The following is a 23115-nucleotide window of genomic DNA, read 5'->3' as shown; positions in this document are numbered from 1 at the left end:
GGGCCGTCTTGCGACGGCCCTTTATATAATTTTATGAAAAAAATCTACAGCTTATTTTATCTATTCATAATGCTTGGAACATTGAGTTGCGGCAGATTTGATAATAAAAGTAATAACAAGGTCCAAAACAGAATGGTATCCATTGCCAAGCAATACACGGAAATCATCTATGCACTCGGAGCAGAAAAAAATCTTGTAGCCGTTGATTTATCCAGCACCTACCCCGATGCTGCTAAGCAATTACCAACGGTTGGCTATCACAGGGCCCTTAGTGCCGAGGGCATACTTGCAGTGAAACCTGATTTAATTCTTCACGATAATAATATCGGGCCCGAACATGTAGTGAAACAATTAGAGGATTTGAAAATTCCGATGCATGTATTTAAAAAATATACAGATAATATTTTAGGAACAGATTCACTGATACGTGAAATGGGCGCATACTTTAATCAAAGAAAGGCAGCAGACTCTTTATGCAAACTACTAGATGCAGATATGACACTTGCACTTGAAAAAGTCAGACAATACAAAGACACAGTGAAAGTATTGGTAATTCACTATGGTCAGGCATCGAATGTGTACCTCGTCATGACACAAAAAAGTACCGCTGCAAAAATGCTTGGCTGGGCTGGTGGAAAAATTACTGTTACAGATGAAAAAGGAATGAAACAACTCTCTCCTGAAGCTATTGCGGCAGCCGACCCTGATGTTATACTGCTTACTGATTTTGGATACGACAAACTGGGTTCACTCGAAAAAATAAAAGAATTACCGGGTCTTGCTAAAACAAGAGCAGCCATTAGTAACCGTATTTATCGGGTAGAAGAACACGATCTTGTGTACCTGGGACCACGCACTGGAAAAAATGTATTGGCCTTACAAAAGTTGATCCATGAAACGGTTGTTCACTAAACAAAATTTACATAACAGCAGTTTCCCGGGGTTACTGCTGTTATTGTTACTCTGCATCATTGTGAGTACAAGGTATGGCGCTGTAAACATTTCAGTGGGTGAAATGATCAGCGCATTGCAAAAGCTTGCTGGCAATGAAGAACTAACCCTGAACGAAAGAATTTTTATAGGTATACGTTTGCCCAGAGCCTTGTTATCTGCAGTGGTGGGTGCCAGCCTTGCAACCGGCGGAACATTGATGCAGGCCTTATTTCGTAACCCAATTGTAGAACCGGGACTTATCGGCATTTCCAGTGGTGCCGCATTTGGTGCGGCTCTTTACTTTGTTGCCGGCGCTGGTTTCGGGTTTTATACAGGTGAGTGGACTTTACCACTGGCGGCTACTTTGGGTGCTTTATTAGCAGCTGCTTTGGTCTTTGTATTATCCACCTCTAAAGAAACAGGTAAGAGGAGTGTTATTTCATTATTACTTACAGGCATTGCCGTAAATGCTTTATTCATGAGTGGGGTTGGCTTCTTATCCTATACAGCCCGCGATCCGCAGGCAAGATCCATTACCTTCTGGAACCTCGGTACACTTTCCGGTGCCAGCTGGAAATCGTTGTTGATTTGCACTACAGTTACCCTATCCTGTATAGTATGGTCGCTGCGGTACGCGAAACAACTCAACAGTTTGATGCTGGGTGAAGAAGAAGCACAACATCTCGGTGTAAACACCCGCCGGCTTCGCTTACAAATACTCATACTGAATGTAGTCATGGTTGCCACCTGTACTGCTTTTGTAGGAGTAATAGGGTTTGTAGGACTTATTATTCCTCATTTTCTGCGTATGTTGTTGGGCTCAGACAACAGGCTACTCATACGGAACAGCGCTGTCGCAGGAGGTATTTTACTGAGCCTGGCCGACCTCAGTGCCAGAATGTTATTACGACCCGCCGAACTCCCTATTGGTATAGTGCTATCGATTATTGGCGTACCCGTATTTATCTTACTGCTCCGTAAAAAAACTTATTATTTCTGATATGATTACAGTTCATCAACTTAATTACAGCATTGGTAATAAGGTATTATTACAGGATATCAACCTCCGGTTTGAAGCTGGCAAAATAAGTCTGATCATTGGTGCGAATGGTGCCGGAAAATCTACTTTACTGAAAACACTTTGCAGACAATTAATTCCGGTATCAGGTGAAATAAAAATGGGGCACAAACCCCTCTCTCAATTCGGCAACAATGAGCTGGCACGCATTAGAGCCGTTTTATCGCAACATATCGACCTGGCTTTTCCTTTGCGTGTAGAAGAAGTAGTCATGATGGGGCGTTACCCGCATTTCAACAATCGTCCGGATAAGATCGATTATAATGTTTGCAAAGCCGCATTAGAAAGTTTCGATCTGTCGGCATTTGCTGACAGAAATTACCTTACACTCAGTGGAGGTGAGAAACAACTTGTGCACTTTGCGAGGGTAATGGCACAAACCTGGCATCCGCAGGAAGGTTATGACAGGTATCTGCTACTCGACGAACCATTAACCTTTCTTGATATTCAGCATCAGTATCAGTTCATGAAAATGTTATTGAAAATTGCCAGAGAAAACCGCGTGATTGTAGGTGTTGTACACGATCTGAATCTTGCAGCACAATTTGCTGATCATCTGGTACTATTGCATCAGGGAAAAATACTTGCCAGCGGTACCCCAACAGAGGTACTTACTATTTCAAACATAACAACAGCTTTCAATATCAAGCCGGTTATCCAGGAACAGCATGGAAAACCATTGATCAGCTTTTCGGTGTAGTGGTGAGTTGTGAATGGTGAATGGTCAATGGTCAATGGTGAATAGCTTATAGCAAATAGTCTATAACAAAAATGAGATATTACTCACTGCTGACTACTAACTACTCAGTATTCACTACTCACTATTCACTCACCATTGACCATTCACCATTCACGATCTAATTCACTCCATCCACCACCGCTTCTTTATATATTTTTTGCACTAGGCCTTGTAATACTTTGCCGGGACCTGCTTCTGTAAAATTCGTAGCACCATCTACCACCATCGATTGTACCGTTTGCGTCCATTTTACGGCTCCGGTCAACTGATTAATCAGGTTTTGTTTAATCATATCGGGTTCGGTTACTGCAGCCGCCACTACATTCTGGTATACGGGACAACTGGGCTGGTGAAAACTGGTAGCTTCTATAGCTGCTGCCAACTCTTCGCGTGCCGGAGCCATCAACGGACTATGAAAAGCTCCGCCTACAGGTAATACAAGGGCTCTTTTAGCACCCGCAGCTTTCATTCTTTCACAGGCTATTTCAATACCTTTTACAGAACCACTGATCACTAATTGTCCGGGACAATTGTAATTAGCTGCCACAACAACTTCTCCTGTTTCTGCCTGAACAGTAGCACAGATTTCCTCCACCTTTGCATCATCCAATGCCAATACAGCTGCCATGGTAGAGGGAACCAGTTCACAGGCTTTCTGCATCGCTTTGGCACGGATACTTACCAGTTTCAAAGCATCTTCAAAACTGATGGTATTGTTGGCAACCAGTGCAGAAAATTCACCCAGAGAATGACCAGCTACCATTTGGGGCACTGCATTTTCAATAGTACGATACGCCACTACCGAATGTAAAAAAACAGCGGGTTGCGTTACATTGGTTTGCTTGAGTTCCTCATCTGTTCCATTAAACATAATGTCACTGATTCTGAAACCAAGTATCTCGTTGGCATTTTCAAATAACTTTTTTGCCGAAGCATTATTCTCATAAAGATTTTTTCCCATTCCGCTGAACTGCGAACCCTGACCCGGAAAAATATATGCGTGCTTATTCATGAAATTGATTTTAGATGTGCTAAAAAAATCTAATCCTGACAATATCCCAAATTTATTTTCTACCCGACTGGTTTTTAGTCAAAAAAAGCAGCCGGAGCTGCTTTTTTTCTTACGGGTGTAAGGTCTTCAGTTTTTATTTGTTATTTTAAAATTCCGTTTTCAGTTCAAGGTATTTTAAAAATTCTTCCTTCACTTTATCTTCTTTGAATTTACCACCATAAAAAGCAGTAATCGTTGAAGAAGTATCATCTTCCACACCACGACTTGCCACGCAAAGATGTTTGGCATCAATTACAATCGCCACATCTTCCGTACCCAGGTCTTTCTGCAACTCCTTTCCAATCTGCATGGTTAATCGCTCCTGCACCTGCGGACGTTTTGCAAAGTACTCAACCAATCTGTTCAGCTTGCTTAAGCCAATCACTTTACCATTGCTGATATAAGCCACATGTGCTTTACCGATAATGGGTACAAAATGGTGCTCACAATTGCTGTAAAAAGAAATATTCTTTTCAACCAGCATCTCATTGTACTTATACTTATTTTCAAAAAGTGCAATGGCTGGTTTGTTCGCAGGATTCAATCCCTGAAAAATCTCTTTTACATACATCTTAGCCACACGACGGGGCGTGCCTTTTAAACTGTCGTCTGTGAGGTCGAGACCTAATATCTCCATGATAGAACGGAAATGTGCTTCTATCTCCACTACCTTTTCATCGTCTGTTTTCACAAACGCGTCTTCTCTCATCGGTGTATCAACCGAAGTGCTTATATGATCATCACCCATATCATCAATATGTAAATCGCTGAGTTCTATCTGCTCACCATTAAGCCGGATATTCAACAAAGTTTCGTTCTGTTTCATACAATCTAATTTTTAAGTCTAAGGCCTTATCCAGTCTGGCACGCAACAGCCGGTAAATAACTATAGCAATATTTTCTGCCGTAGGATTTAATGTTGCAAACTCAACTGTATCGAGGTTTAAGTTTTTATGATCAAATCTTTTTATTATTTCTTCCTGAATGATATCACTCAGTAATTTCATATCGTAGACATACCCTGTTTGCGCATCCGGTACACCTGTTAACTGAACAATCAGTTCATAATTATGACCATGATAGTTAGGGTTGTTGCAAAGCCCAAAAACCTTTTTGTTCATTTCATCCGACCAGTCAGGGTTATGCAACCTGTGTGCCGCATTAAAATGTTCTTTTCTGAAGACCGCTACTTTTTCCATATTCAATTCTTATTCACGGGAATTATGATCCCGACAACCGATCATCCGTCAACTTCCGTTGCGTCGCACACTTCAACTACAGAAACCCGGGTTTTACAATCTATTCATCAAGTGAGTATGTTATCAATGGCCTGGCACTGTTTCAGAAGTGTGCTGATCAAGTGGCCCGGCATTCGTAAGCCTTTCATTTATAACAACGCTTGAATGTCTGTTCCTAAACCATAGCCGTTAGGCTATAGCTGTATATAATTTGTTGGTCAGGTATCTAAGACATCCCTATAACAAAGGTACATACGTTATAACTAACATAAGGGATGTTATTTTGTTTAAAATAGCGGAAAGAAAAATTAAACGAAGTAATGGCCCACTGTTTATATGAGCAGAAAGCTACTGCCTTACCCATCTGCTATCAGCCATAACCTATAAACTACCCAAAGTATTCCACATAAATTCTGGGGGTCTCATACAACTTAATACAATGTAATTCAACCTGTTGCGGCAAATGTGGCTGTAATTGCTGCCAGATGGCAATAGCGAGGTTTTCGGTGCTGCAAAGCTGGTCTTTCATAAAATCAACATCCAGATTCAGGTTTTTATGGTCCAGTTTGTCGATTACATGCTCCTTAATCAGCTTACTCAGCTTTTTAACATCATAGAGAAATCCGGTGTCGGGGTCGGGATTACCTTTAATAGTAACAAAAAGATCATAATTATGCCCATGCCAGTTTTCATTGGCACAAACCCCGAAAACGGCTTCGTTCTGTTCTTTGCTCCAGCGGGGATTATATAATTTATGGGCAGCGTTAAAATGCTCCTGCCTCGTTAAATACACCATCAACACAAAATTTTCGCAAAGCTACGAAAGTTGAGGGGTTTTGAGTAAGCCATTCTTCATTAGCCCTGCACCACCTTTATTGGGCGCCTGACCAACAACGGTTGCGGATGAAATCCACTTTTAAAAGCTGTACTTTTAGATCCAGAATAATCACCAAAAAACGCCCTTATGCGTGTTATCATTACTGCCGCCACTGTCGGAGAATGGATGCCTGGTTTTTTGAATATCAATAATTTATATACGGGTGAGAGCCAGCGTTTAAAAGTTCGGTTCCACCAGTCGGGCGTTGGTATGTTGGCCAGTGCGGTATCATTAACCAGATTGGTGAGCGAAGAAAAACCCGATCTTATTATTCAGATAGGTATTGCAGGTACTTTCCAGAAAAAAATGGCATTGGGAAAAGTGGTACTGGTAAAAGAAGAAATACTGGGCGATATGGGTGTTGAAGAAGACGGTAAATGGAAAGACCTGTTCGATCTGAAACTGGAAAAAAGCAGCTATCATCCGTTTGAAAAAAGAAAACTGCCTAATCCCTGGTTATCAACCTACAACCTGTTGAAACTGCCTGAGCTCAGTTCTATTACTGTAAATGAAATAACCACTAACCCAAAGCGAATAGAACAGCTTACCAAAAAATACAGCCCTGATATTGAAAGTATGGAAGGGGCATCATTGCATTATGTATGTCGCGAAGCAAATATCCCATTTCTCCAGATGCGCGCCATCTCCAACTATATCGGAGAAAGAAACAAGGCTAACTGGAAAATAAAAGAATCACTGGAAGCACTGAATGATACATTGCTGAAGTACATGGATAAGTTGTACCGGATTGCGTGAATGGTGAATGGTCAATGGTGAATGGTGAGTAGTGAGTAGTGAGTAGTGAGTAGTGAGTAGTGAAAAATATTTTCAAATTTTCAAATTTTCAAATTAAAATGCATTTCTCCCTCGGCTTCTCCCCCTGCCCTAATGATACTTTTATTTTTGATGCTTTGGTGAATCAAAAAATTGATACAAAGGGCTTTTCTTTTGATGTAGTGCTCGAAGATGTGCAGACCCTTAACCAATGGGCCATTGAGGGGAAACTCGACATAACTAAAATAAGTTATGGTGTACTGCCTTTGGTATTGCATCAGTACAGGGTATTAAACAGTGGCGGTGCATTGGGAAAAGGTGTAGGCCCCTTACTCATTGTAAAAGACCAGTCTATTGACCTTTCGCAGGTGCAGCAAAAACAGGTTGCCATTCCCGGAAAAAATACTACAGCACATTTACTTTTTTCACTGGCGTATCCGGAGGCTGTCAACAAAAGCTTTCATGTATTCCATGAAATAGAAGAACTGGTATTAGCAGAGAAGGTAGACGCTGGTGTCATCATACATGAGAACCGTTTTACCTATCAGCAAAAAGGACTACACAAACTGCTTGATCTCGGCAACTATTGGGAGGAACAAACAGGCCTTCCTATTCCGCTGGGAGGCATTGTGGCACATAAAAGGGTAACAGATTCTATTGCGAAACAAATAGATCAACTCATCCGCCAGAGTGTTGAATACGCTTTTGCGCATTACCCAGCCGTATCAGACTATGTAAAAACACATGCGCAGGAAATGAGTGAAGATGTGATGCGGCAACATATCGACCTCTATGTAAATGATTTTTCCCTATCACTGGGAGTAGCAGGTAAAACAGCTGTAAAAAAATTACTGGAACTGGGCACATTACCTGATCAGGAAAAAAATCAGGCTGACGCTGCAATTTTCCTCCTATAACCATTTATAAAATTCATTTCCCCGTAAAAAGAGAATGGTGGAACTTTCTTAAAATAAGTATTGCATGAGTACACTATTAAAAGATTTATACTCTCTGGCTTTCTATAAACAATTGGCCGATACATTACAAAAGACCATTCCGTCTACTGATAAAAAGAAGTTTCTTGAAAAAATTTTCATACCCGCTTTTGCAGATTATGAACTCAAAGAAAGAATGGCTCACACCGCACATGTATTACATCATTTCTTACCAAAAGATTATAGCAAAGCAGCTCCTCTCTTACTAAAATTTACAGATCAGATAAAAATGAATGGCCCTGCAGCCAGCAGCATTGAATACCTTTTCCTGCCTGAATACATTTATCTCTATGGTCTCGATCATTATACAGCTTCTGTTACTGCCATGGAAAAATTAACCCAGTTCATCACCTGTGAATTTGCTATCCGCCATTTTATTATCCGCTATGAGGATAAGATGATTCCAAAAATGTTAGAATGGTCAACACATAAAAGCAGGCATGTGCGACGCCTGGCTACAGAAGGTTGCCGACCCCGTTTACCCTGGGCCATGGCATTACCCAAACTAAAAAAAGATCCTGCACCTATTTTGCCCATACTCGAAAACCTGAAACAGGATAGCTGTGAAATAGTGAGAAGAAGTGTTGCCAATAACCTCAATGATATTTCAAAAGATAACCCTGCTATCGCTTTACGGATTGCCAAAAAGTGGAAAGGGCTGAGTGCTGAAACCGATGCCATCATTAAACACGGACTCAGAACTTTATTAAAAGCCGGTAACGCTACCGTACTTTCTTTTTATAAACTTACTGCCGACCACTTTAAACTAAGCAATTTTAAAATCCATACCCCAACAGTAGCGATTGGATCTTACCTTGAGTTTGGATTTACTTTAGAGAATACCAGCAAAAAAACACAAACACTTCGATTGGAGTACGCTGTATATTACCTGAAAAACAATGGCTCTCTTTCCAAAAAGGTTTTTAAAATCAGTGAAAGAGATTTGCTTTCGGGTGAGAAAATTTCAGTTCACAGAAGACAAAGCTTCAAACCTATTACCACAAGGGTGTTTTATACAGGCAAGCATCAACTATCTGTGATTATGAACGGAAAAGAAACCAAGTCTTTACCTTTTCACTTAGTGTAAGTATTAGCGAGGAGTTGATTACCTACCAGACTACTGCCGCTTAAAGAAACCATCGCTATGATTGCATTTCACTGAGCTCCAGCCAACGCATTTCTTTTGTTTCGAGTTCATGGGTAATAGCCACCATACGATCGCTGAGTTTGGATATTTCTTCGAATGAAAGATCTCCTTTACTCATTTGTTCGGCAATCTGTTCTTTTTCTTTTTCCAGTGCTGGTAATTCTTTTTCCAATAACTCAAATTCTCTTTTTTCTTTGAATCCCATTTTCTTTCTGGCAACAGCTTCATTAGCAGTAGTATTATTCTCCTGCTGTTTTTTATCTGGCTGGTTGGCGGAAGTTTCTGCTACAGTCTGTTCCTGCTCTTTTTGCCAGATTCGGTATTGGGTATAGTTACCTGGAAAATCTCTTACTTCTCCACCACCTTCAAAAACAAACAAGTGGTCTACCAATCTGTCCATAAAATACCTGTCGTGCGAAACAATCATTACGCAGCCCTGATAATCGCTCAGAAAATTCTCCAGTACCGCCAATGTTGGCAGATCAAGGTCATTTGTGGGTTCATCCAGTATCAGGAAATTAGGGTTCCTGAATAAAATGGTCAATAGTTGCAGCCTTTTCTTTTCGCCCCCACTCAAGGAACTCAGGTAAGTGTATTGCTTATCCGGAGGAAAAAGAAACAGCTCCAGAAACTGTGCCGCACTTAAACTTCCACCTTTTGCCAATGGAAAGCTTTCAGCAAAAGTTTTCACGTATTCAATGACGCGCAGGTCTTCTTTGATCTGTAAACCCTGTTGTGAAAAATTGCCGAAAATGACGGTATCACCAATATTAATTTTGCCACTATCCGCCGTTTCCAGTTGTTGGATAATATTCAGAAAGGTAGACTTACCTACGCCGTTTTTTCCAATGACGCCTACTCTTTCTCCTTTGCTGAATGTATAATCGAATCCTTTTAAAATAGGCAGGTCACCATAGGACTTATATACTTTTTTCATTTCCACTACTTTCCCGCCCAGCCTGCTCATCTTCACTTCCAGTTGAAGTTTGGCATCTTCCATTTTCTGTTTGGCCCTGGCTTCTACTTCGTAAAAATTATCCTGCCGGCTTTTACTTTTGGTGGTTCTTGCCTTGGGTTGTTTACGCATCCACTCCAGTTCTTTTCTGTATTGGTTGCGTGCTTTATCAATACTGGCCTGCTCACTTTCTATACGTGCAGCTTTCTTCTCTATATAATTTTCATAATCACCTTTGTACACATACATATTTTCTCTTTCCAGCTCCCATATCTCATCACAAACGGCGTCTAAAAAGTACCGATCGTGTGTAACCAGTAAAAGTGTAATATTCTCTGCATTCAGGTAATGTTCGAGCCATTCAATCATTTCAACATCCAGGTGATTGGTTGGCTCATCCATCATGAGCAGGGTATGTTTATGCTCAAATCCAATATCTATCAATGTTTTGGCCAGTGCAACCCTTTTACGTTGCCCGCCACTCAAACTTTTCACAGGATTTTGCAAATGATGAATATTCAGTTTGCCGAGTATCTGCTTAACTTTTGCTTCAAAGTCCCAGGCTCCCAGTTCATCCATCCTACTAATGGCTTCTGCTATCTGGTGACCATCTTCCGATTCTGCCGCAGCTTCGTATGCGCGAATAGCGGTAATAATCGGATGTTCGAGATGAAATATATTCTCCAGTACGGATTTATCTTCATTAAACTGGGGTTCCTGCTCAAAAAGTGCCACCGTTACTTCTTTATTGATCCAGCATTTACCTTCGTCTGCTGTTTCCTGACCAGCGAGAATACGCAATAAAGTAGACTTTCCAACACCATTTCTGGCGATGAGTGCAACTTTGTCTCCTTCATTGATATGAAATGAAATGTTACTGAAAAGAGGATTGATTCCGTAACTCTTGGTGAGCCCTTCTACCGACACGTAATGCATGGGGCAAAGATAGTGAGTAGTGAGTAGTGAGCGGTGAGTAGGATGCTCTTTTTATTATTACTCACTACTGACTACTCACTGCTCACCAAATTAAAGTCTCCTGATCCTTATTTCCCTGAACCAGGCTTCTCCGCCATGATCCTGTAAAGCAATGTGACCGGATTGTACGCTACCATAAGACGGGACATCTTTCCACTTACCGGCCGCTTTATTCTTTTTCCATTCTTCATCCCATAAAGTATAGGATACGATCATTTTACCATTGAGCCAATGCTGTACTTTTCCGTGGTTTACAATAATACGTGTATGGTTCCATTCACCGGCTGGTCTGGTAGCATCTTCCACAGGTGCATTCATCGCATAGTTGGCACCGGTCTTTTGCCAGTCTTCCAGTTTAGCCGGATAGCCTTTATCATCAATCAGCTGATATTCCGGTCCGCTATGGTAACTGGCAGGAAATGCTTCAGAAACAAGATATACAATACCGCTGTTAGCGCCTTTTGCAATTTTCCATTCCAGCGATAATTCAAAATTTTCGAAGGATTCTTCTGTAATCAGGTCAGCATGTTTTGTATTGCTGTCTGTATTCCCTTTACAATACAGTACTCCGTTTTGCACAGACCATGCATCAGATTCTTTCTGCTGATAGGTTCTCCAGCCGGCCAGGGTTTTACTATTGAATAAACTTTTCCAGCCTTTTTGCTGTGCGTCGCGATGACGTGAGATGGTAGTGAATATAGTTTTTTCTTTCGGTGCGGCTCCGATAACTAAACCTCCGCTTACGATAAGACAAGCCTGCAGAAACATATGGTTCGACATGCGCAATAGTTAGTTTTGGTATAGGGAAGATAGGGAGAAATAGCTAATGGCAAATCGTTCATCATAAATAGAAATTGGGAAAGGGTGAATTATGGATTTTTTATCGGTAAACGGAGAAAATCGGGTAGGATCAGGTATCGGCCATTCGCTATGCCCTATCTTTGCGGCATGAAGCAGTTCAACGTGCCTGTAGGTTATAGAAGCCCGCTGATTGCGGGTATCAAGCAAAAAAGAAAAGAGCAGGATAAACTTAAAAAAGATTTTACGCCCACCCTTCTCGATCTGGGTCCGCTTCAGATCTTCCTTGCCCGTCATTTTGGTTTTTGTTATGGCGTGGAGAATGCCATTGAAATTGCCTTTCGTACCATCGAGGAAAATCCAGGTAAGCGGATTTTTTTATTGAGTGAAATGATTCATAATCCACAGGTTAATGCGGATCTCTTATCCAAAGGCGTTCAGTTTTTACAGGATACCAAAGGAAATGAGTTGATTTCTTTAGACTCATTAACTGCTGAAGACGTAGTGATTATTCCAGCATTCGGCACTACCCTTGAAATGGAGGCCCTCCTTTCAGCAAAAGGTATCCCTACTGAAAAATACAATACCACCTGCCCCTTTGTCGAAAAAGTATGGAACCGGAGTGAACAGATTGCGGCTAAAGGTTACAGTATTGTGGTGCATGGCAAACCACAGCACGAAGAAACCAGAGCTACTTTTTCACACGCTTCCCACCACACGCCAACAGTAGTGGTAAATGATATGAACGAAACGATTGAACTGGCTAAATATATTACCGGCGAAAAGAAATCAACTGATTTTTATACGGAATTTGCAGGTCGTTTTTCAACCGGTTTTAATATTGAAACAGATCTGCAGCGTATCGGCGTGGTGAATCAAACCACACAGCTGGCTTCTGATACACAGGCTATTTCAGACTACCTGAAATCTGTTTTTATACGTCATTTTCAACTTACGGCTGCTAATATAGCAGAACGCTTTGCCGATACCAGAGATACATTGTGTTATGCTACCAATGATAACCAAACCGCAGTAACAGGTATGCTTGCCAATACTACTGCCGATCTGGCTATTGTAATAGGAGGATACAACAGCAGCAATTCATCGCATCTGGTTGAATTATGTGAAGAAAAATTACCTACTTATTTTATTGACGCCGCAGATAAGCTCATTAGTAAAACAACTATACTTAACCGCAACTGGCGAACAAAAGAACAGACCACAGTTGAACACTATCTACCTGAAAAAGATACTGTCCGGATACTTATGACCAGTGGCGCCAGCTGTCCGGATGCAGTAGTAGAATCTACCATCAGGAAACTGGCTTCATTTTATGGCGTAGAAGAACGTCTGGAAACTTATATCTCAGCATAAACATTATCTGTTATTATGAACTGGATACTACTCATTATTGCCGGTTTATTTGAAGTAGGTTTTGCTGCCTGTTTGGGTAAGGCAAGGCTGGCAACAGGCCATAGTGTATTCTGGTGGTATACGGGCTTTATCGTTTGTTTAACCATCAGCATGCTCCTGCTGATTAAAGCCACTCAGGAATTACCGATTGGAACTGCTTATGCAGTCTGGACAGGTATAGGTGCGGTAGGCACTGTGTTGGTAGGTATTTTATTTTTCAAAGAACCGGCAGATTTCTGGCGCCTTTTTTTTATCACTACGCTGATAGCTTCTATTATTGGTCTTAAAGCAGTATCCCACTAACGCTTACCAAACATTACCGAAGTATTTTTGCTGAAGAAAGCTGCTAGAACCTGGTATCAAAATAAAGGACACTGATCACAGGTGGGTATCTAAGTAAATTGTATATTCATAGTAATATGCACAACCTACCAACAGCTAAAACGAAGTGGCTGAGTTTTGCCGGATTTCTGTTTGCATGGTCAGGAATCATCATTCAACTTTTCGACTTTCTCAGAACCACAGACCTTTCAATTGCAGATACGCTGATCAAATTTTTCAGCTATTTCACGATACTAACCAATATTATGGTTGCCATCTACTATACGGCTGTTTTACTGGCACCCTCTTCTTCTCCAGGAAAGTTTTGTATCAGGTTTAGTACCAGTACGGCAATAGCGGTATATATTCTGGTTGTTGGTATTATTTATAATATCACGCTACGCAGTATCTGGACCTTTACCGGCTGGTCAAGAATATCCAATGAATTATTACATACTGTTACCCCAATCTACTTTATCATTTACTGGATAGTAGCCACATTTAAAACAAAACTTTTTTTTCGCAGTATGCTCTATTGGGGTATTTATCCATTAGCCTATTTTGTGTACACGATCCTGAGAGGTAGTATTGTTCATAGCTATCCCTATCCTTTTATCAACGCAGATACCCTGGGTTATCAGCAGGTTCTAATAAACTGTCTGATGGTAGCTGCTGTATTTTATGGTCTTTTTGCCCTGTTTATCTGGATCGGTAACAGGTTAAAGAGCCATTAATATGTTTCCGTAACAAACTGTTGCAGGGCTTATTGCTTTAACAACTGATCTACGGTATTGATAAATTCTTTCTGCAGGGCTTCATATCTACTTCCTGTTCCGGGTCCTTCAAAGCCTGCATGAATTTTAGCCACTTTACCATTTTTTCCAATAAAGATCGTTGAGGGGAAAGATTTTATTTTTGTAAGCTGGGGCAGGGTTTTTTCAGTACGAAGGGTATCTGTTACCGTTACGCCTGTAACCAGCATTGGATATTGCACATCAAATCGTTTCTGAAATTTCCTTATGCTATTTACGGCAAGATTGAAATCTTCATAATACTCATAAGCCAGTGCCACAATTTCTACCCCTCTGTCTTTATTCTTTTTGTAAAAGGTACTCAGGAATGCTGTTTCATCCATACAGTTCGGGCACCAGGACCCCATGATCTGAACAATGACTACTTTATTTTTAAATCTCTCATCTGTTATAGACACCTGTTTACCATTCAGGTCACGGAAACTGAAGCTCAGCTTTTCCTCGCCGTCTCTCATATACATAGCTGCTACATCGGGTAAAGTTGCCGTATCATTTTTCATTGCTTCCCATGGCTCAATACCTGTAGCACCTGAATAATAAAATCCCTTCGATATAGAGCTGTCGCTATTGATGTATCCTTTGAAAAAATAAGCGTGACTACCATCGAACGTGGATATTTGCAAGGAGTCGCCATTTACTACCCCTTTCAGGTAGCGATAATCGCCAGTGGGTGTAATAAAAGTACCAGACAAATCATTGCCCTTCTGCATGAATTCCGCAATAGCCGGTCTTGGTGAACCATCAGCCCTGAAAAACCGAACCGACCATTTACCTGTTATATTTTTTGCGGCATTTGTTGTAACCGGAAATCTTTCTGTTATACCGGCTGTAGCTTCAAAAGGCATATCCAGAAAGCCTGTAGAAGCAGCTTTGGTCCATACCCCTTTTAGTTGATTATTTCCTAATTTAACCAGTTTAAAAGAAGATTCAAAAACAGGCATTTGTACAAAAAGGGAATCACCGTTTTCAAGAACATCAGTAACTTCAATTCTTTCTTCGCCGTTTTTAATGATCCATAGAAGGGAATCATTTTTTTCTTTGATTTCAAAGTTGAAAATAATATGGTTACCATCTTCTCTGATCAATTTACCCTGCCACTCTCCTATCCGCAACATAGGAATAGGTTGTACAGTACAGGCAGCAAAAACTACATAGATCAATGGCATCAGCTTTTTCATAATTTCCTGTTTGGGCAACGAAGTTAGGGCTAGTCTACCAAATAAGTGCGCTAATATTGTCAATCTCCTTTCCCATACGCTTATTACTGATAAACCCCAGGGAATCTTTATCTTAGAGCAAACCCAACGCCATATGAGACTTGTGTTTGCTGTTCTACTATGCTTTTATTGTGCAAACCTGCTGTCGCAGGATCTTTACCTCTTCGTTGGTACGTATACATCTGGTAAGAGTAAAGGCATTTATGTATTCAGATTGAATTCCAGGAATGGTGAAGTGCAGTGGGTAAGCAGTACCGATAGTTCTACGAATCCATCTTTTCTTTCGGTATCGCCCGATGGTACCAAACTTTATGCTGTAAATGAAACCGGAGGAGATCAGCCGGGTTATGTGAGCGCTTTTGACTTTGATCAGGCAACCGGACAATTGTATTTTATGAATGCGCAGCCCAGTGGTGGGGATCATCCCTGTTTTATAACGGTTGACAAAACAGGTAAATGGGTATTAACAGGTAATTATACAGGTGGAAATCTGTCTGTGTTCCCTGTTAACAAAGATGGTGGGTTATCACATTATGCACAACTGATTCAACATACAGGTAGCAGTGTGAACAAGAGCCGACAAACAAAACCACATGTTCATGCTACTTTTTTTTCTCCCGATGATAAATATGTGCTTGTTCCTGATTTAGGCATGGATAAAGTCATGGTTTACCAATTCGACCCATTACTGAAAAAACCTCTCAAACCAGCAGCCATGCCTTTTGCCGCTTCTGCTCCTGGTAGCGGTCCAAGACACCTTGACTTTCACCCTAATCAACGTTATGTATATGTGCTGGAAGAACTGAGTGGTACCATTAAAGCGTATCGCTATACTGATGGATTTATGACAGGTTTACAAACCATTACCACACATCCTGTAAACTATACAGGTGAGCCGGGTAGTGCAGATATTCATGTATCGCCTGATGGAAAATTTTTATACGCATCTAATCGGGGCGAAGAAAACAACCTTGCCATCTTTTCCATAGATCAACAATCAGGCAAACTAACGGCAAAGGGGTATCAGGCAATCCCGGGTGCCGGACCCAGAAATTTTACCATCACACCCAATGGTAATTTCATACTGGTTGCCAATCAGAAAACTAACAATATTGTAATTTATCGCGTAAACAAAGAAACCGGAGCTTTACAACAACTACCCCGACAGGTAGAGGTACCCAATCCTGTTTGTTTGAAACTCATCCCTGCTAAACAATAATCCGCTTAATCCTTCTATATGCAAAACTGGAAAATCAAAGCTTCGTTATTCCTCAACTATTTTGTGTTTGCCATCCTGCTCAACAGTGTAGGTACAGTGATACTGCAGGTTCAACAAAACTTTGGTGTTACCGAAGGTGCGGCATCTGTACTAGAGGCCTTTAAGGATCTCAGTATTGCGGCCGTTTCTTTTCTTTTGTCGTCTTATATCACCAGAATCGGTTATAAAAATGCCATGCTAATGGCGCTGGGCTTTATCAGCATCATTTGCTTTATCATGCCTTTTACAGCCAGCTTTCTTACTACCAAATTATTATTTGCCGCTGTTGGATCTTCTTTCGCTTTGATTAAAATGTCTGTTTACAGTACTATCGGCCTGGTTACCAAAAATGAAAAAGAGCATATCAGCCTGATGAATTTTATCGAGTCCTTTTTCATGGTAGGCATTTTAACCGGCTACTTTATATTCAGCTATTTTGTGGATGATGCCAATCCGCAATCAACCGCGTGGCTGAATGTATACTACCTACTGGGCGGTATTTCCCTGCTTGCATTTTTATTATTGTGGTCTTCGCGACTGGATGAATCTTCTGTAAAAAATCAGGAACGACAATCTATGCTTGAGGAGTTTACAAATATGTTCAGACTTATGGTGAAACCCATTGTACTTGTATTTGTACTCTGTGCATTCTTTTATGTATTGATTGAACAAAGTATCATGAGCTGGTTACCTACTTTTAATAATAAGGTATTGTTATTACCCGCTGCGCTTAGTATTCAAATGGCCAGTATTCTGGCTGGCTCTACAGCACTGGGCAGGTTTTTTGCCGGTATGGTATTGAAGAGATTAAACTGGCTGATTGTATTGATCTCTTGTTTGCTGTTATCGGCATTACTGGTTCTGATTGCCATACCCCTGGCTGAAAAAACAACCGGGCAGCCTATTACAGGCTGGGCAACCGCTCCCATTGCAGCTTTCGTATTTCCAATGATTGGCTTACTACTGGCACCGGTTTACCCAGCGGTAAATTCTGTTATTCTGAGTACACTACCGGTTAAGCAACATGGCTTAATGTCGGGACTGATCATTATTTTCTCAGCATTGGGTGGTACAACCGGATCGATCATCACGGGTAATATCTTTGAACACTATGATGGTAAACAGGCATTCTATTTTTCGCTGATTCCCATCACGATTTTAATTATTTGCCTGATTCTTTTCAGCCGACTACAGAAAAAATTAAAACCATCTGAAAACGCTTCTTAACAATGTCTTCCCCCTTATTTCATATTTCATCATTATCACCTCTGTATGAGGATGTGCAGCAATCTGGTATTTTTTCTGACTCCAAGTATTTTGTAGACGCTTTACCCAAGGAACATCCCGATTCAATTCTGAAGAAATATCATTCTGAAAAAGTAAAAATATCGTTTGATATGTTGGCTTTTATTCATCAGCATTTTGAATTACCTGCGGTAAATGAAGATAGCTATTCGTCTGCTCAGAAACCTATCCATGCGCATTTAGAGGAACTCTGGAAAGTGTTACGAAGAAATCCAGATGAAACCGGTGGCACTTTAATCGCACTACCCTATCCGTATATTGTTCCCGGAGGAAGGTTCAGGGAAATTTATTACTGGGATAGTTATTTCACGATGTTGGGTCTTGCAGTAAGCAGGCAATATGACTTGATTGAAAACATGATCAGAAACTTTGCTTATCTGATCAATACGATCGGGCATATTCCCAACGGAAACAGAACCTATTATATCAGCAGATCACAACCACCTTTTTTTGGCATGATGGTTGGCTTACTTGCCTCCATTAAAGGCAATACAACCATTGTTGAATATTTACCTGCACTGGAGAAGGAATATCAATTCTGGATGGATGGTGCCCATACACTAACCGATCATACCCACTGCTACAGAAGAGTTGTGCGCATGCCCGACGGAACCATACTGAACAGATATTGGGATGATGATGCCTCTCCAAGACCTGAAGCTTATATTGAAGATCTACACGTAGCTGCTGCAAGTAACAGGTTAAAAGAAGATGTGTATAGACATATAAGGGCAGCTGCAGAATCCGGCTGGGATTTCAGCAGCCGCTGGTTTGCAGAGGAACTGCATATGCATACCATTGAGACAACTGATATCGTACCTGTTGATCTGAATTGTTTACTGTTTCATCTTGAAGAGGTTTTATTAACCGGCTACCAGTTAAAAAAAGAAGAGGATGCTATTCAACTTTTTACTGCAAAGAAAAACAACCGAAAAAAAGCCATTCAAAAATATTGCTGGAATGAAGCCAGTGGTTTTTACTATGATTATCATTTCGTGAAACAAGCTGCTACAGAACGCATCACCATGGCGGGCTGTTTCCCTTTGTTCACAGGCATTGCAGAAAGTCATCAGGCGAATATTGTTGCGGCCACACTTGAAAGGAAATTACTGAGTGAAGGTGGCGTACTAACCACTGCTGCCACTACAGGTCAACAATGGGATGCACCCAATGGATGGGCACCGTTGCAATGGGTAGCTTATAAAGGACTCAGCAACTATGGCATTCAGTCCCTCGCTGAAAAAATCAAACAAAGATGGATGCAGCTCAATGAAAAAACCTATACCGAAACAGGTAAGATGATGGAAAAGTACGATGTTGCCGACACCAACACAAAAGCAGGTGGTGGCGAATATCCCAACCAGGATGGATTTGGCTGGACCAATGGGGTATATCTGGCGATGAGGGAGGAACAGAAGAACAGAGAAACAGAGAAATAAGGAATAAGAAATAAGAAAGTAGGTTTTCATTCACTTTCTTATTTCTTATTTCATGTTTCTTATTCCTTATTTCTTATCCGCTTGACTTAACAGGCCGCCTACTATGGCAATAGCCATTCCGAGCATTAGTAACAGGTATTGCAACATGTTTTCTTCGCCGATGATGATCATCTGTGCTATTACCAATAAGCAGATGATGGAGCCCTGTACAATGACGGCTATATGAAAATGCCTGATTCGTTTTATTACCAGTGCGGTAGTAATCATCCCCAGAACACCGATCGCAATAAGAATCACCCAGCCGGGGGTGGTAAAATCTTTGAACATGGTTCCATTCAACCAGTAGAAGGGAATGCCGAGGGAGGAACCGGTTGGATCTGATATCAGACTATAACCAGTATACAATGCTGCGATAGTGGCCAATAGCAGCATAGCAATGGTAAGTTGACGGGCAGCTTTCATATGCAAGGTTTATCGTTTTAGAAGTAGACATCCTTAAGATAAACCGCTTTATCTGCTCTTGCAAGTCTGCAGGTACGAATCTGCATAAAATGTCAATTACCCACCTTCTTCGTATCTACGACTTCTATATCGAATACCAACACCCGGTTGGGTGGTATGTCTTTGCTTCTGGTACGTATGCCATATGCCTGAGCTGATGGAATAATTACCCTTACCTTGCCTCCCACCCTGCATTTAGGAAGCGCTAACTGCCAGCCACGGATCAATCTGCGCAATGGAAATACAGCCGGTTTATCCTTTGTCTGATCGAACACCGTTCCATCTGTTAACAGCGATCCTTTGTAATGAACAGTTACCGTATCCGAAACAGCTACATAATCACCTGTTCCTTGTTGCAGAATATGATAGTAAACAGATTCAATACTTCCGGTAGTATCCAGCTTTCCGGTTTTAACAGCATCTGCAATTTCTTCTATGTCTTTTTTCGCCTGGGCAAGACTATCGGCGTCTTTGGTATAATCAATCACAGGTGCTTTACTGGTATTGGGTCTTTTAAAAAGATCATTCTGTCTGGCTTCCTGCTCTTTAAATCCGCCGTTCCATAAATAAAACTGCTCGCTGCTTACACCTGCACCATAATCGAATCGGTTACCGGATTTACCGGTTGCATCGGTAGTAAAAATGGCATCGGTTAAAGGAACCCATCTTCCACCGCGTTGTTGCTGTACCCATTGGTTTCCGAATAATGCACGGCGCTGCAGGTGGCCGTTATTCCCAAGAAAATTCTCATTAAAAGAATAGAGCCTATTCAGGGTGTTGCCATCTTTTGGAGCCCTGAAAGCAGCTATCAGTTTCCATCGCTGTAATTCGGGAACATAAAAAAAACCTGTATAAATAGTGGTCTGAGAGGCACTGTCAGGAAGTGCTGTTACGAGGAATCGATAGGCTTCATTCGTTTTCCAGTTGTACACCCAATGGCTATGCCCACCAGTGCCTTCATTACCAAAATCATTGGCTACCACACCATCTCCTTTTGCCAACAATTTTACTCTATTTGAATCTGCCACTTTGGAACGATCAACGGCTTCAGTACCTGCATCCCATACAGAAAAAATTACACGACGTTCTTTTTCGCTGTTTACCTGTATACCAAAATACCCTCTGGAGAAACCTGTAGCCATATAATAACTATGTACAGGATCATACCCATCAGGTACAGTGAGTTCATTGTAAAAGCTAATGGCCTTCACAGAATCAGTCAATGGATAACGTAAGTGTACAGATGCTGCATTCAGCCTTTCTTCCTGGTTATAGCGTAAGCCTTCCACTGCCGGACCTGATAAAATCAATTCTCCCACACCCATGAACCCTGGCAGTAATTTTTTGGAAGATAATTTCAGTTCAATAAATCCGGTATCGGAAAGCTGTATGGTACCCACTTTTATTTTCCTGGCAGCACTACTGACAGGCACAGTGATATTCATTTTCTTTCCTTTCACTTCAACAGTCAGCATTTTAGCTGTTTTGGCAGATAAGGCATTCAAGGCAATTTGTAATTCTCCTGTTTTGGAATTGTGTATATAATAGCGTAATTCCTTAGTGGTATCTGTCCATACGAGGGCATCTTTTCTATAAGGCGATCTTGTATCTATTGTCTTCTGATACTTACTTGTTTCATACAATGTATAAAAAGGAATCCTCACTTCAGACTGTGCTACAACATAACTTATGCCTGCAAAGTGAAGTAGAAAAAAAAGATATAGACGATTCATGCGCTTGGTTTTCATGGTACCAAACTTAGTGAAACATGATGATAGTAGTTGTTTATAGCTGCAGAAGGCACTGAAAAAAACAGAAAACTTCAGTGCTGTTCTGCGTCCTCAGTGGCAATTGTAATTAATGTTTATATCTTATCATGTAGAAAATCTCTGAACCAGTATCCTGATTGCTTAATAGTACGCAATTGTGTATTGAAGTCTACATGCACCAGTCCAAAACGTGCGTGATACCCTTCTGCCCATTCAAAATTATCGGTAAGTGTCCATGCAAAATACCCTCCGACATTGACCCCTTCTTTTTTCGCTCTGAGTAATGCTGAAAGATACTGTTCGAAATAAGCGATTCGTTTTGTGTCGTTGATGATGCCATTCACCAGTTGATCTTTGTAGAAAGCCCCACTTTCCGTAACCATGATTTCCTTTACGCCGCCATATAACCAGAACCTTTTGATCATGCGATAGAAGCTATCGGCATTTACTTCCCAGCCCATATCGGTATGTGGTACTTTACGGGTAGCCGCTTTCACCTCTGAAGCCTGTATATAAGGAATCAGTGGATTGTATTTTACCGTTGTACTGAAATAATTCTGTACACCGATAAAATCAAAATTAAACTGCATGCGATCGGTATATTTCCAGGCTTTATTGTGCAGGTGTAGTTTATCGAGAAGCGTAAAACCAGGCTCCTGTGGATAGCCCCTACCCAGTAATGGCTCAATAAATAAACGATTCAATAAAATATCGGCCCTTCTTGCTGCTTTTATATCTTCTTCACGTTGTGTGAAAGGATGTACTTCACTACACGAAAAACTGGTTCCGATATTCGCGCGTGGAACAGCGGCGCGGATCAATCTGCCCCCTTCAGCCTGACACAATACGGCATTATGCACAGCCGGTAAAAAATTGCTGAGACCGGTTTTGCCCGGTGCATGTTTGCCAATCATATAACCCAGAGAAGTAAAGCCCATGGGTTCGTTCAACACAATCCAGTTTTTTACACGGTCGCCGAATGATTCTGTACAAACATTTACAAATCTTGAAAACCATTTGAGCATCTGGTGGCTTGTCCATCCACCTTCTTTGTGCAGGGCCAGTGGAAGATCCCAGTGATATAAAGTAACAAAGGGCGTGAGTCCGAGTTGAAGACATTCGTCAATCACGCGGTTATAAAAGGCAATCCCTTCCTTATTTATTCTTCCGGTACCTTCCGGCAAAATCCGGCTCCAGGAAATAGAGAACCGGAAACTGGTAAACCCCATCGCTTTTACCAGCATCAGATCATCTTTGTAGCGATAATAAAAATCGCAGGAATGATATGGCTTGGCGCTACCTTTTATTTTGCCTTGTTTTCTGGCAAACTGATCCCAGATGGATGGACCCCGGCCATCCACATTCCATGCACCTTCATTCTGTCCTGCCGATATAGCTACACCCCATTGAAAATTCCGTCCGAATGATTGTCTGAGTAAAGCGTGTTGCTGGTGCAAGATGGTGGTTTATGCAAAAATCCTTTATCATGCCCGAAGGCCAATATTAAGGTTTTGTTACCC

The 23115-nt window shown here is 41.2% G+C and carries 22 protein-coding genes; 12 read left to right on the top strand and 10 right to left on the bottom strand.

Annotation, left to right across the window (positions count from 1 at the left end):
• The first annotated feature begins 33 nt into the window (after positions 1 to 33).
• From BC659_RS12175 to BC659_RS12165, 3 genes are read left to right on the top strand one after another with little or no spacing between them, the layout of a single operon-like run.
• The gene (locus BC659_RS12175) at positions 34 to 912 is read left to right on the top strand and encodes a heme/hemin ABC transporter substrate-binding protein (RefSeq protein ID WP_133475028.1); all 879 of its coding nucleotides are present in this window, start codon (positions 34 to 36) and stop codon (positions 910 to 912) included.
• Positions 893 to 1933 (top strand): FecCD family ABC transporter permease, encoded by a 1041-nt coding sequence (locus BC659_RS12170; RefSeq protein WP_133475027.1) that lies wholly within the window; start codon positions 893 to 895, stop codon positions 1931 to 1933. The genes BC659_RS12175 and BC659_RS12170 overlap by 20 nt, the downstream gene beginning before the upstream one ends.
• Before the next feature lies 1 nt (position 1934).
• Positions 1935 to 2711: a heme ABC transporter ATP-binding protein gene (locus tag BC659_RS12165; RefSeq protein WP_133475026.1), complete on the top strand. Its 777-nt coding sequence runs from the start codon at positions 1935 to 1937 to the stop codon at positions 2709 to 2711.
• Between the two features lie 157 nt (positions 2712 to 2868).
• Here BC659_RS12165 and fabD read toward each other — a convergent pair whose 3' ends face one another.
• The 4 genes from fabD to BC659_RS12145 all read right to left on the bottom strand — a co-directional run bounded on the left by fabD (position 2869) and on the right by BC659_RS12145 (position 5835).
• On the bottom strand, positions 2869 to 3762 hold the full coding sequence (gene fabD / locus BC659_RS12160; RefSeq protein WP_133475025.1) for an ACP S-malonyltransferase: 894 nt from the start codon (positions 3760 to 3762) through the stop codon (positions 2869 to 2871).
• Positions 3763 to 3907: 145 nt separating this feature from the next.
• Positions 3908 to 4627: a GTP cyclohydrolase I FolE gene (folE, locus tag BC659_RS12155; RefSeq protein ID WP_133475024.1), complete on the bottom strand. Its 720-nt coding sequence runs from the start codon at positions 4625 to 4627 to the stop codon at positions 3908 to 3910.
• Positions 4590 to 5000, bottom strand: a complete 411-nt coding sequence (locus BC659_RS12150; RefSeq protein WP_133475023.1) for a 6-pyruvoyl trahydropterin synthase family protein — start codon at positions 4998 to 5000, stop codon at positions 4590 to 4592. The genes folE and BC659_RS12150 overlap by 38 nt, the downstream gene beginning before the upstream one ends.
• Before the next feature lie 427 nt (positions 5001 to 5427).
• The gene (locus BC659_RS12145) at positions 5428 to 5835 is read right to left on the bottom strand and encodes a 6-pyruvoyl trahydropterin synthase family protein (RefSeq protein WP_133475022.1); all 408 of its coding nucleotides are present in this window, start codon (positions 5833 to 5835) and stop codon (positions 5428 to 5430) included.
• Between the two features lie 168 nt (positions 5836 to 6003).
• On the opposite strand from BC659_RS12145, the gene mqnB reads away from it, so the two are divergent.
• The 3 genes from mqnB (at position 6004) to BC659_RS12130 (ending at position 8772) form a co-directional block, all read left to right on the top strand.
• Positions 6004 to 6672, top strand: a complete 669-nt coding sequence (gene mqnB, locus BC659_RS12140; protein WP_133475021.1) for a futalosine hydrolase — start codon at positions 6004 to 6006, stop codon at positions 6670 to 6672.
• Between the two features lie 98 nt (positions 6673 to 6770).
• On the top strand, positions 6771 to 7607 hold the full coding sequence (locus BC659_RS12135) for a 1,4-dihydroxy-6-naphtoate synthase (protein ID WP_133475020.1): 837 nt from the start codon (positions 6771 to 6773) through the stop codon (positions 7605 to 7607).
• Between the two features lie 64 nt (positions 7608 to 7671).
• Positions 7672 to 8772: a DNA alkylation repair protein gene (locus BC659_RS12130; protein WP_133475019.1), complete on the top strand. Its 1101-nt coding sequence runs from the start codon at positions 7672 to 7674 to the stop codon at positions 8770 to 8772.
• A 55-nt stretch (positions 8773 to 8827) separates the two neighbouring features.
• Here BC659_RS12130 and BC659_RS12125 read toward each other — a convergent pair whose 3' ends face one another.
• The gene (locus BC659_RS12125) at positions 8828 to 10723 is read right to left on the bottom strand and encodes an ABC-F family ATP-binding cassette domain-containing protein (protein ID WP_133475018.1); all 1896 of its coding nucleotides are present in this window, start codon (positions 10721 to 10723) and stop codon (positions 8828 to 8830) included.
• 90 nt (positions 10724 to 10813) lie between these two features.
• Entirely contained in the window at positions 10814 to 11542 is a 729-nt protein-coding gene (locus tag BC659_RS12120) for a 3-keto-disaccharide hydrolase (RefSeq protein WP_133475017.1), read from the bottom strand.
• A 168-nt stretch (positions 11543 to 11710) separates the two neighbouring features.
• Between BC659_RS12120 and BC659_RS12115 the strand changes: the two genes are divergently transcribed.
• From BC659_RS12115 to BC659_RS12105, 3 genes are all read left to right on the top strand, one after another.
• Positions 11711 to 12934 (top strand): 4-hydroxy-3-methylbut-2-enyl diphosphate reductase, encoded by a 1224-nt coding sequence (locus tag BC659_RS12115; protein WP_133475016.1) that lies wholly within the window; start codon positions 11711 to 11713, stop codon positions 12932 to 12934.
• 15 nt (positions 12935 to 12949) lie between these two features.
• Positions 12950 to 13276, top strand: coding sequence for a DMT family transporter (locus BC659_RS12110; protein WP_133475015.1), 327 nt, complete (start codon positions 12950 to 12952; stop codon positions 13274 to 13276).
• A 116-nt stretch (positions 13277 to 13392) separates the two neighbouring features.
• The gene (locus BC659_RS12105; protein ID WP_133475014.1) at positions 13393 to 14028 is read left to right on the top strand and encodes a Pr6Pr family membrane protein; all 636 of its coding nucleotides are present in this window, start codon (positions 13393 to 13395) and stop codon (positions 14026 to 14028) included.
• A gap of 29 nt (positions 14029 to 14057) precedes the next feature.
• Here BC659_RS12105 and BC659_RS12100 read toward each other — a convergent pair whose 3' ends face one another.
• Positions 14058 to 15284: a peroxiredoxin family protein gene (locus BC659_RS12100; RefSeq protein ID WP_133475013.1), complete on the bottom strand. Its 1227-nt coding sequence runs from the start codon at positions 15282 to 15284 to the stop codon at positions 14058 to 14060.
• Between the two features lie 133 nt (positions 15285 to 15417).
• Between BC659_RS12100 and BC659_RS12095 the strand changes: the two genes are divergently transcribed.
• From BC659_RS12095 to treF, 3 genes are read left to right on the top strand one after another with little or no spacing between them, the layout of a single operon-like run.
• On the top strand, positions 15418 to 16542 hold the full coding sequence (locus BC659_RS12095) for a lactonase family protein (RefSeq protein WP_133475012.1): 1125 nt from the start codon (positions 15418 to 15420) through the stop codon (positions 16540 to 16542).
• Positions 16543 to 16560: 18 nt separating this feature from the next.
• Positions 16561 to 17808 (top strand): MFS transporter, encoded by a 1248-nt coding sequence (locus BC659_RS12090; protein WP_133475011.1) that lies wholly within the window; start codon positions 16561 to 16563, stop codon positions 17806 to 17808.
• Positions 17809 to 17810: 2 nt separating this feature from the next.
• Positions 17811 to 19325, top strand: a complete 1515-nt coding sequence (treF, locus tag BC659_RS12085; protein WP_133475010.1) for an alpha,alpha-trehalase TreF — start codon at positions 17811 to 17813, stop codon at positions 19323 to 19325.
• A gap of 66 nt (positions 19326 to 19391) precedes the next feature.
• Here the strand turns inward: treF and BC659_RS12080 are convergent, their stop codons facing one another.
• The 3 genes from BC659_RS12080 to BC659_RS12070 all read right to left on the bottom strand — a co-directional run bounded on the left by BC659_RS12080 (position 19392) and on the right by BC659_RS12070 (position 23052).
• Positions 19392 to 19787, bottom strand: a complete 396-nt coding sequence (locus BC659_RS12080; protein ID WP_133475009.1) for a hypothetical protein — start codon at positions 19785 to 19787, stop codon at positions 19392 to 19394.
• Positions 19788 to 19879: 92 nt separating this feature from the next.
• A complete protein-coding gene (locus BC659_RS12075) occupies positions 19880 to 21559 on the bottom strand; it encodes a DUF3472 domain-containing protein (RefSeq protein ID WP_162847415.1) in 1680 nt (559 codons plus the stop codon).
• A 131-nt stretch (positions 21560 to 21690) separates the two neighbouring features.
• Positions 21691 to 23052, bottom strand: coding sequence for a GH1 family beta-glucosidase (locus BC659_RS12070; protein WP_133475007.1), 1362 nt, complete (start codon positions 23050 to 23052; stop codon positions 21691 to 21693).
• Positions 23053 to 23115: the final 63 nt, after the last annotated feature.

Source organism: Sediminibacterium goheungense (assembly GCF_004361915.1).
In the GTDB taxonomy this organism is placed as follows: domain Bacteria; phylum Bacteroidota; class Bacteroidia; order Chitinophagales; family Chitinophagaceae; genus Sediminibacterium; species Sediminibacterium goheungense.
Note: the sequence above shows the minus strand (reverse complement) of the source record. Positions and strands in the feature narration are given on the sequence as shown.

Coding starts and splice junctions, on each gene's coding strand:
- BC659_RS12175 (WP_133475028.1), top strand. CDS start 34: ATGAAAAAAATCTACAGCTTATTTTATCTATTCATAATGCTTGGAACA.
- BC659_RS12170 (WP_133475027.1), top strand. CDS start 893: ATGAAACGGTTGTTCACTAAACAAAATTTACATAACAGCAGTTTCCCG.
- BC659_RS12165 (WP_133475026.1), top strand. CDS start 1,935: ATGATTACAGTTCATCAACTTAATTACAGCATTGGTAATAAGGTATTA.
- fabD (WP_133475025.1), bottom strand. CDS start 3,762: ATGAATAAGCACGCATATATTTTTCCGGGTCAGGGTTCGCAGTTCAGC.
- folE (WP_133475024.1), bottom strand. CDS start 4,627: ATGAAACAGAACGAAACTTTGTTGAATATCCGGCTTAATGGTGAGCAG.
- BC659_RS12150 (WP_133475023.1), bottom strand. CDS start 5,000: ATGGAAAAAGTAGCGGTCTTCAGAAAAGAACATTTTAATGCGGCACAC.
- BC659_RS12145 (WP_133475022.1), bottom strand. CDS start 5,835: ATGGTGTATTTAACGAGGCAGGAGCATTTTAACGCTGCCCATAAATTA.
- mqnB (WP_133475021.1), top strand. CDS start 6,004: ATGCGTGTTATCATTACTGCCGCCACTGTCGGAGAATGGATGCCTGGT.
- BC659_RS12135 (WP_133475020.1), top strand. CDS start 6,771: ATGCATTTCTCCCTCGGCTTCTCCCCCTGCCCTAATGATACTTTTATT.
- BC659_RS12130 (WP_133475019.1), top strand. CDS start 7,672: ATGAGTACACTATTAAAAGATTTATACTCTCTGGCTTTCTATAAACAA.
- BC659_RS12125 (WP_133475018.1), bottom strand. CDS start 10,723: ATGCATTACGTGTCGGTAGAAGGGCTCACCAAGAGTTACGGAATCAAT.
- BC659_RS12120 (WP_133475017.1), bottom strand. CDS start 11,542: ATGTCGAACCATATGTTTCTGCAGGCTTGTCTTATCGTAAGCGGAGGT.
- BC659_RS12115 (WP_133475016.1), top strand. CDS start 11,711: ATGAAGCAGTTCAACGTGCCTGTAGGTTATAGAAGCCCGCTGATTGCG.
- BC659_RS12110 (WP_133475015.1), top strand. CDS start 12,950: ATGAACTGGATACTACTCATTATTGCCGGTTTATTTGAAGTAGGTTTT.
- BC659_RS12105 (WP_133475014.1), top strand. CDS start 13,393: ATGCACAACCTACCAACAGCTAAAACGAAGTGGCTGAGTTTTGCCGGA.
- BC659_RS12100 (WP_133475013.1), bottom strand. CDS start 15,284: ATGAAAAAGCTGATGCCATTGATCTATGTAGTTTTTGCTGCCTGTACT.
- BC659_RS12095 (WP_133475012.1), top strand. CDS start 15,418: ATGAGACTTGTGTTTGCTGTTCTACTATGCTTTTATTGTGCAAACCTG.
- BC659_RS12090 (WP_133475011.1), top strand. CDS start 16,561: ATGCAAAACTGGAAAATCAAAGCTTCGTTATTCCTCAACTATTTTGTG.
- treF (WP_133475010.1), top strand. CDS start 17,811: ATGTCTTCCCCCTTATTTCATATTTCATCATTATCACCTCTGTATGAG.
- BC659_RS12080 (WP_133475009.1), bottom strand. CDS start 19,787: ATGAAAGCTGCCCGTCAACTTACCATTGCTATGCTGCTATTGGCCACT.
- BC659_RS12075 (WP_162847415.1), bottom strand. CDS start 21,559: ATGAATCGTCTATATCTTTTTTTTCTACTTCACTTTGCAGGCATAAGT.